We start from the raw sequence: 7,796 nt of genomic DNA, 5'->3' as shown, positions 1-7,796 counted from the left end.
TCCCAATCAAGTGTGCAGGACAAACCAATGCGGGCGGGGCTCAAGCCCGGAGACGATGTCTTTGAAAGCTCAAAGCATCTGGATATTTACGAGCTCCCGCCCGCAACCATCATCGCATAATCCAAACGGACTGGATATTTGCAGAACAAAGAAGCGGGGACAGGGGAGTGGACGGCCCCGGGTCTGGCGCTATCAGCGGGGCTGATCTGTTCTGAGAAGGAAGCGCGCATGTCCGGCCATGGCACCCCGATCCCGATGACCTCCCGCCCCTCTGGGCCGCTTTCCGGCGTGGCCGAGGTGCCGGGCGACAAGTCGATCAGCCACCGCAGCCTGATCCTGGGCGCGATGGCGGTGGGCGAGACGCGGATCTCGGGGCTTCTGGAAGGGCAGGACGTGCTGGACACCGCAAGCGCGATGCGCGCCTTCGGGGCCGATGTGCAGGATCTGGGCGGTGGTGACTGGGTCGTGCATGGCGTCGGTGTCGGCGGCTTTGCCGAGCCCGGGCAGGTGATAGATTGCGGCAATTCGGGAACCGGCGTGCGGCTGATCATGGGGGCGATGGCGACCACCGCGATTACCGCCACCTTCACCGGCGATGCCAGCCTGAACGGGCGGCCGATGGCGCGGGTCACGGACCCCCTGGCGCTGTTCGGGGCCCGCGCCGTGGGGCGCGCGGGCGGGCGGCTGCCGATGACTCTGGTCGGCGCGGAGGAGCCTCTGCCAGTGCGCTACACCGTTCCGGTGCCGTCCGCGCAGGTGAAATCGGCGGTGTTGCTGGCCGGGCTGAACGCGCCGGGGCAGACCGTGGTGATCGAGACGGAGGCCACCCGCGACCATACCGAGCGGATGCTGGCGGGGTTCGGCGCCGAGATCACCACCCAAGAGACCGCGGAGGGCCGTGTCATCACCCTGACCGGCCAGCCCGAACTGACGCCCCAGACCATCGTGGTGCCGCGCGATCCGTCCTCGGCGGCCTTCCCGGTCTGCGCGGCGCTGATCGTGCCGGGCTCGGACGTGCTGGTGCCGGGGATCGGGCTCAATCCGACGCGGGCGGGGCTCTTCACGACGTTGCAGGAGATGGGGGCCGACCTGAGCTATGAGAACATGCGCGAGGAAGGCGGCGAGCCCGTTGCCGACCTGCGCGCGCGGTTCTCGCCCGACATGACAGGGATCGAGGTGCCACCCGAGCGTGCCGCCTCGATGATCGACGAATACCCCATCCTCTCGGTCGTCGCGGCCAATGCGACAGGCACCACGATGATGCGCGGCGTCAAGGAGTTGCGGGTCAAGGAAAGCGACAGGATCGAGGCCATGGCCAGCGGCCTGCGGGCCAATGGCGTGACGGTCGAGGATGGCCCCGATTGGTGGTGCGTCGAGGGGCAGGGCGCGGGCAGCGTCAAGGGGGGGGCGACCGTGGCCAGCCATCTCGATCACCGCATCGCGATGGCGTTCCTCTGCCTCGGCATGGCAGCGCGAGAGCCGGTCCATGTCGATGATGGCGGGCCGATCGCCACCTCCTTCCCGATCTTCGAGCCGCTGATGAAGGGGCTCGGCGCGGACATCGTGCGGAATAACAGCTAGGACCGCTTGACCGGGGCGTGCGGCGCGACGCATCGTTTCGCGAGGGACTGCAGCGGGAGGCCACGCCAATGATCACGGGATCCTGTCTCTGCGGGGGTATCCGGCTGCGCATCACCGGGCCGCTCGGCCCCGTCACCTATTGCCATTGCACGCAATGCCGCAAAAGCACCGGCCATGTCGCGCCGGGGGTTCCGGTCAGGTGGAGCGATATCGAGATGGACGGCACCCCCACCTGGTATGACAGCACCCCCGGCAAGGCGCGGCGCGGGTTCTGCGGCACCTGTGGCAGCACGCTGGTCTGGGAGGAATTCGACGGGCTGGCCTACCTGATGGCGGGCCTTCTGGATGCGCCGACCGGGCTGAAGGCGGACGGGCACATCTTCTATGCCGACAAGGGCGATTATTACCGGGCCAGCGACGGTTTGCCCTGTTTCGCCGCCGGGCGCAGCGGCCCGCAGGTGGACCCGTGACGCGCGGATCCTGCCTCTGTGGCGCGGTGACATACACCGTCTCCGGCCCGTTGCGTCCGGTGATCGCCTGCCATTGCCGGCAGTGCCGCAAGACCTCCGGCCACCATGTCGCGGCAACCTCGGCCCTGCGCGAGAGTGTTGCGATCCGGGGCGAGGTAACTTGGTATCGCTCCTCCCCTGGGGCACGGCGAGGGTTCTGCCCGACCTGTGGAAGCAACCTCTTCTGGGACGGGCCGGGGACGCATCTGTCGATCTTCGCCGGTACGCTCGATGCCCCGACCGGGCTGCGGATCAAGGGGCATATTTTCTGCGCCGACAAGGGCGATTACTACGAGATCGCGGACGGCCTGCCGAAGGTCGAGGGCGCCGATCCGAGCCTGACGACACAGGTGGGCTGATGCGCGCGGGCAACATCCTCTACGGACTGGTCTTCCTTGCGGGGGCGGGGGTCTATGCCGCGATGCTGCTCTGGACCCTGCCCGCGATCACCGAAGCGGCGGGCGGGCTGATGCCCTTCGACATGCGCCCCTTCGGCTATACCCACACGGAGGCGCTGAATTTCCTCGCCGCGCTCACCCCCGAGGGGCTGTCGCTCTATCTCGGGCCGCAGGCTTGGCTGGACCGGGCCTACCCGGCGCTTCTGGGGCTCTTCCTGGCCTGGAGCTTTCTCCGGCTCGGGCCCGGAACGCTGCCGCGTGTGGTTCTGGTCGTGGCGGCGCTGGCTGGGGCCGGGTTCGACTATTTTGAGAACGCCCGCGTCCACGCCATGCTGCTGGCCGGACCCCAGGGAACCACCGAGACGATGGCACAGGCGGCGTCGCTGGCGACCGTGCTGAAATCGGGGCTGGTCACATTCTGCCTCACGGCCCTCCTCCTGCTGGTCCTGTGGCGCGGCTGGCGCAGGTTGCGCGGCGTATCGTGACCCTTGCGGTTCCGTTCCGGCGCGGCTAGCCATTGTCCATGGCATTCACGGTTGCAATCGACGGGCCGGCGGCGGCGGGCAAGGGGACCATCTCCAGGGCGGTGGCCGAACATTTCGGCTTTGCGCATCTCGATACCGGGCTGCTCTACCGGGCCGTGGGGCAGCGCACCCTGGCAGGTGAGGATGCGACCGAGGCCGCGCGCGCCTTGCGCCCCGATGACCTGGAACATCCCGACCTGCGCACCGCCGAGGCCGCGCAGGCCGCCAGCCGGGTCGCCGCCATCCCCGAGGTGCGCGCGGCGCTGCTGGATTTTCAGCGCGCCTTTGCCCGGCGCATGGGCGGCGCGGTGTTGGACGGGCGCGATATCGGGACGGTGATCTGCCCCGATGCCGAGATCAAGATCTACGTCACCGCCGACGACCAGACCCGCGCCGGGCGGCGTCACAAGGAGCTGGTCGAGCGGGGCCGCGACATCACCCTGGCCCAGGTGCTGACCGATCTGCGCGACCGCGATGCCCGCGACAGCGCCCGCGCGTCGGCGCCCCTGAAACCCGCCGAGGATGCGCTGCTGCTGGACACGTCCGGGATGTCGGTCGACCAGGCGGTGGCGCGCGCCATCGCATTGATCGAAGCGCGCCAATGACGGGACGCGCGACGCTGATCCTGCGCCGTGGCGGCGGCTATGCCGACCGCATGCGCGCCTATCGGATCCTCATCGACGGGGCGGATGCGGGCGAGGTCAGGCGCAATGACCGGGCCGAGTTCGACGTCGCCGCCGGCCCCGTGACCGTGCAGGCCCGCATCGACTGGGCCCGCTCCAAACCGATGCAACTGACGCTTGGCGATGGCGAGGAGGCCGAGATAGAAGTCTCCAACACCCATGGCGCGATCCTCGCGGTGTGGGCGATCACCTTCGGCATGAACAATTACCTGACCCTGACGCGCAAGTGACGCAGAACGGGCGGGGCGGCGCGATTGCCGGTCCCGGACCATTTCCCCTCGACTCCTCGCTTGCGCCGCGCCACGGGCTCTAGTATACGCGCCCCCGTCGACAAGGTGGAAACCACCGCAAAACATCGAGACGGGCAGGGTCGGGACACCTCCGGCCCTCTTTGTTTTGCATCCCGCCTGACCAACGATCATCCCAAGACCGGCGGAGACAACCGCGCGGCCAGAAAAACGACCACAAAAGGAACCTGAGACCACATGGCTCAAAACGCATCCATGGAGGAATTCGAAGCCCTCCTTGAAGAAAGCTTCGAGATTGACACCCCCCAGGAGGGATCGGTTGTCAAAGGCAAGGTTCTGGCGATCGAAGCCGGACAAGCCATCATCGACGTCGGCTACAAGATGGAAGGCCGTGTCGATCTGAAAGAATTCGCAAGCCCTGGCGAAGCCCCCGAGATCGAGGTCGGCGACGAGGTCGAGATCTTCCTGCGCTCGGTCGAGAACGCGCGTGGCGAAGCCGTCATCAGCCACGAGATGGCCCGCCGTGAGGCCGCCTGGGATCGCCTGGAGAAAGCCTATGCCGACGAGGAGCGTGTCGAAGGCGCGATCTTCGGCCGCGTCAAGGGCGGCTTCACCGTCGATCTGGGCGGTGCCGTGGCGTTCCTGCCCGGCAGCCAGGTCGATGTGCGCCCGGTGCGCGACGCAGGCCCCTTGATGAACCTCAAGCAGCCCTTCCAGATCCTGAAAATGGACCGTCGCCGCGGCAATATCGTCGTCTCGCGCCGCGCCATCCTGGAAGAGTCCCGCGCCGAGCAGCGCGCCGAGGTCATCGGCAAGCTCTCCGAGGGCGACGTGGTCGACGGGATCGTCAAGAACATCACCGAATACGGGGCCTTCGTGGACCTGGGCGGTGTCGACGGCCTCTTGCACGTCACCGACATGGCCTGGCGCCGCGTCAACGACCCCAAGGACGTCCTGTCCATCGGCGAAACCGTCAAGGTGCAGGTCATCAAGGTCAACAAGGAAACCCACCGTATCAGCCTGGGCATGAAACAGCTGCAGGAAGATCCGTGGACCCTGGTGGAAGGCAAGTATCCGCTCGGCTCGGTGCATACCGGCCGTGTCACCAACATCACCGATTACGGTGCCTTTGTCGAGCTGGAGCCCGGTGTCGAAGGTCTGGTCCACGTCTCGGAAATGTCCTGGACCAAGAAGAACGTGCATCCCGGCAAGATCGTCTCCACCTCCCAGGAGGTCGAGGTCATGGTGCTGGAGATCGACACCGCGAAACGCCGCGTGTCGCTCGGCCTCAAGCAGACCATGCGCAACCCGTGGGAAGAGTTCGAAGAGAAGTATCCCGTCGGCACGCAGGTCGAGGGCGAGGTCAAGAACATCACCGAATTCGGTCTGTTCGTGGGTCTCGACAACGACATCGACGGCATGGTGCACCTCTCCGACCTGACCTGGGAAGGTCGTGGCGAAGACGTGATCGGCAACTACCGCAAGGGCGATGTCGTGCAGGCCGTGGTCTCCGAGGTGGATACCGACAAGGAGCGCATCTCGCTGTCGATCAAGGCGGTGGACGGCGATCCCTTCGCGGAAGCCATCGACGGGATCAAGCGCGGCTCGATCATCACCGTTGAAGTCACCTCGATCGAGGATGGCGGCATCGAGGTCGAGCATGAGGGCATGAAGTCCTTCATCCGTCGCTCGGACCTCAGCCGCGACCGGGCCGAACAGCGCCCCGAGCGCTTCCAGGTCGGCGACAAGCTGGATGTGCGCGTGACCAACGTGGACAGCCGTTCGCGCCGTCTGGGTCTGTCGATCAAGGCCCGCGAGATCGCGGAAGAGAAGGAAGCCGTCGAACAGTATGGCTCCTCCGATTCCGGCGCATCGCTCGGCGATATCCTTGGTGCCGCGCTCAAGGGCGACGACGACTGATTTTCAGTGTCAGACCAGTGAATTGGGGCCTCGCGGCAACGCGGGGCCCTTATCGTTCCGGCCCCGAATCAGATGCCGATACAACCTGTGGTTTTGCCGCCCGCGGTGGCACCGACCCCCGTCGGATCGGCGGCAAGCTGCCGGATGCGGCCCTATGCCCACAGATTTCCCCGCTTTTCCAACGGCTTTCCGTTTCCCTCGCCGGTCTTTCTGCCTATAGTCGGTGGGTAGCGACAAGAATCCGTAACCGGGGGGTTTGGATGATACGTTCGGAATTGATCCAGAAACTGGCTGATGAAAATCCGCATCTCTATCAACGCGATGTCGAGCGGATCGTCAGCGCTATTTTCGAGGAGATCATCGGCGCCCTGGCCCAGGGTGACCGGGTGGAACTGCGCGGTTTCGGCGCGTTTTCCGTCAAGCAGAGGGATGCAAGGATCGGGCGCAACCCGCGCACCGGCGAAAGCGTCCAGGTCGAAGAGAAACATGTTCCCTTCTTCAAGGCCGGCAAGCTGTTGCGCGACAGGCTGAACGGTTTGGAGGGGAACTGACCCGTGCGTTTCATCAAGTATCTGTTTCTGGCCGTCGTGGCCCTGGTGCTGGTGCTGCTGGCGCTGGCCAACCGCGAGCCCGTGACCCTGACCGTGCTGCCGGACAACCTGGCCGAGTGGGTGAACTGGAACTTCATCGTCACCCTGCCGCTCTTCCTGGTCATCCTCGGCGGCATCGTGGCCGGTCTGCTGATCGGCTTCGTCTGGGAATGGTTCCGCGAACACCGCCAGCGGGCCGAGGCCAAGGCGCAGCGCAAGGAACGCGACCGCCTGGCCCGCGAAGTGGCCCAGTTGCGCGGCCAGAAACGCGAGAGCCAGGATGACGTGCTGGCATTGGTCGAATAGGCCGAACCGGCGGCGCAGATGACCATCTCCGTCAAGATCTGCGGCCTGTCCCGGCCCGAGGATATCCGTGCCGCCGCCGATGCGGGCGCGCGCTATGTCGGCTTCGTGCATTTCGCCAAATCGCCGCGCCATGTCGATCCCGACCGGATGGCCGCGCTGGCCGTCGAGGTGCCGGCGGGGCTGGCCAAGGTTCTGCTGACAGTCAATGCCGACGATGCGCTGCTGGACCGGATCACGACCCGCGTGCCGCTGGACATGCTGCAACTGCATGGACGCGAAACGCCCGCGCGCGTGGCCGAGGTCAAGGCGCGCTATGGCCTGCCGGTGATGAAGGCCATAGGCGTGGCCGAGGCGGCAGACCTTGACGCGATCGACGCCTATGCCCCGGTGGCCGACCAGCTTCTGATCGACGCCAAGCCGCCCAAGGGGGCCGACCTGCCCGGCGGCAACGGGCTGGCCTTCGACTGGCGGCTGCTGGCAGGCCGCAAATACTGGACCAGACCCTGGATGCTGGCCGGTGGCCTGACGCCCGAGAACGTGGCCGAGGCGGTGCGCCTGACCGGCGCGCGCCAGGTCGATGTCAGCTCTGGCGTTGAAAGCGCGCCGGGGGTCAAGGATGCGGGGCGCATCGCGGCTTTTGGAATGGCTCTCATTGACTGAAAGACTGGAAGTGGCGAGACAATGTCCGAAACGGATAAACACCTGATCGCCCATGTGGGGCAGGGGAAGACCGGCACCAGTGCCATTCAGACGGCTCTCGCTCTTGGTGTCGAGGCTCTGAAAACCCACGGTATCGTCTATCCCGACAATCGTTCCCTCGATCAGGCCAGAGCCGGCAGGATCTCCAGCGGCAATGTTAATGGCGTGTCTTTTTTCGAGACCTGCAGCACGGAGCTTGAGGCGTGCGATCCGGGCGAAACGGTTCTGGTCTCTAAGGACTCTCTGAAGAACCTCCCCATTTCGGCGTGATCTGGTAGGATTCTGGCGGATGACAGAGGAGCCCGCCGATGCCTAAGCAGCCAGCCATTCCCGGCCTT

General features: G+C 66.0%; 11 protein-coding genes. All 11 read left to right on the top strand.

Annotation, left to right across the window (positions count from 1 at the left end; genetic code table 11):
* Window positions 1-228: 228 nt before the first annotated feature.
* Window positions 229-1,581: a 3-phosphoshikimate 1-carboxyvinyltransferase gene (gene aroA / locus AC13C7_RS00685; protein ID WP_172320572.1), complete on the top strand. Its 1,353-nt coding sequence runs from the start codon at window positions 229-231 to the stop codon at window positions 1,579-1,581.
* Between the two features lie 68 nt (window positions 1,582-1,649).
* Window positions 1,650-2,051 carry a GFA family protein gene (locus AC13C7_RS00680; RefSeq protein ID WP_172320573.1) on the top strand — a complete coding sequence of 134 codons (402 nt, stop codon included), beginning with the start codon at window positions 1,650-1,652 and terminating at the stop codon, window positions 2,049-2,051.
* Window positions 2,048-2,449: a GFA family protein gene (locus AC13C7_RS00675; protein ID WP_172320574.1), complete on the top strand. Its 402-nt coding sequence runs from the start codon at window positions 2,048-2,050 to the stop codon at window positions 2,447-2,449. Before AC13C7_RS00680 ends, AC13C7_RS00675 begins: the two co-directional genes overlap by 4 nt.
* Window positions 2,449-2,973: a hypothetical protein gene (locus AC13C7_RS00670; protein WP_482866274.1), complete on the top strand. Its 525-nt coding sequence runs from the start codon at window positions 2,449-2,451 to the stop codon at window positions 2,971-2,973. The genes AC13C7_RS00675 and AC13C7_RS00670 overlap by 1 nt, the downstream gene beginning before the upstream one ends.
* A 38-nt stretch (window positions 2,974-3,011) precedes the next feature.
* Complete coding sequence (locus AC13C7_RS00665; RefSeq protein WP_446121568.1) at window positions 3,012-3,617, top strand: (d)CMP kinase; 606 nt, start codon at window positions 3,012-3,014, stop codon at window positions 3,615-3,617.
* Complete coding sequence (locus AC13C7_RS00660) at window positions 3,614-3,925, top strand: hypothetical protein (RefSeq protein WP_482866273.1); 312 nt, start codon at window positions 3,614-3,616, stop codon at window positions 3,923-3,925. The genes AC13C7_RS00665 and AC13C7_RS00660 overlap by 4 nt, the downstream gene beginning before the upstream one ends.
* A 255-nt stretch (window positions 3,926-4,180) precedes the next feature.
* Entirely contained in the window at window positions 4,181-5,863 is a 1,683-nt protein-coding gene (gene rpsA / locus AC13C7_RS00655; RefSeq protein WP_172320578.1) for a 30S ribosomal protein S1, read from the top strand.
* A 260-nt stretch (window positions 5,864-6,123) separates the two neighbouring features.
* Window positions 6,124-6,414, top strand: coding sequence for an integration host factor subunit beta (gene ihfB / locus AC13C7_RS00650; RefSeq protein WP_446121564.1), 291 nt, complete (start codon window positions 6,124-6,126; stop codon window positions 6,412-6,414).
* Between the two features lie 3 nt (window positions 6,415-6,417).
* Entirely contained in the window at window positions 6,418-6,759 is a 342-nt protein-coding gene (locus tag AC13C7_RS00645) for a lipopolysaccharide assembly protein LapA domain-containing protein (protein ID WP_172320580.1), read from the top strand.
* Window positions 6,760-6,777: 18 nt separating this feature from the next.
* Entirely contained in the window at window positions 6,778-7,419 is a 642-nt protein-coding gene (locus AC13C7_RS00640) for a phosphoribosylanthranilate isomerase (RefSeq protein WP_172320581.1), read from the top strand.
* Window positions 7,420-7,440: 21 nt separating this feature from the next.
* Window positions 7,441-7,728: a hypothetical protein gene (locus AC13C7_RS00635; protein WP_482866272.1), complete on the top strand. Its 288-nt coding sequence runs from the start codon at window positions 7,441-7,443 to the stop codon at window positions 7,726-7,728.
* Window positions 7,729-7,796 lie beyond the last annotated feature (68 nt).

The organism is Alterinioella sp. B-7, assembly GCF_056857775.1.
The sequence above is the reverse complement of the archived record's forward strand: the minus strand, read 5'-3'. Positions and strand labels throughout refer to the sequence as shown.

Excerpts from the sequence above, each read along its gene's own strand:
- aroA (WP_172320572.1), top strand. The coding sequence starts at position 229 with ATGTCCGGCCATGGCACCCCGATCCCGATGACCTCCCGCCCCTCTGGG.
- AC13C7_RS00680 (WP_172320573.1), top strand. The coding sequence starts at position 1,650 with ATGATCACGGGATCCTGTCTCTGCGGGGGTATCCGGCTGCGCATCACC.
- AC13C7_RS00670 (WP_482866274.1), top strand. The coding sequence starts at position 2,449 with ATGCGCGCGGGCAACATCCTCTACGGACTGGTCTTCCTTGCGGGGGCG.
- AC13C7_RS00665 (WP_446121568.1), top strand. The coding sequence starts at position 3,012 with ATGGCATTCACGGTTGCAATCGACGGGCCGGCGGCGGCGGGCAAGGGG.
- AC13C7_RS00660 (WP_482866273.1), top strand. The coding sequence starts at position 3,614 with ATGACGGGACGCGCGACGCTGATCCTGCGCCGTGGCGGCGGCTATGCC.
- rpsA (WP_172320578.1), top strand. The coding sequence starts at position 4,181 with ATGGCTCAAAACGCATCCATGGAGGAATTCGAAGCCCTCCTTGAAGAA.
- ihfB (WP_446121564.1), top strand. The coding sequence starts at position 6,124 with ATGATACGTTCGGAATTGATCCAGAAACTGGCTGATGAAAATCCGCAT.
- AC13C7_RS00640 (WP_172320581.1), top strand. The coding sequence starts at position 6,778 with ATGACCATCTCCGTCAAGATCTGCGGCCTGTCCCGGCCCGAGGATATC.
- AC13C7_RS00635 (WP_482866272.1), top strand. The coding sequence starts at position 7,441 with ATGTCCGAAACGGATAAACACCTGATCGCCCATGTGGGGCAGGGGAAG.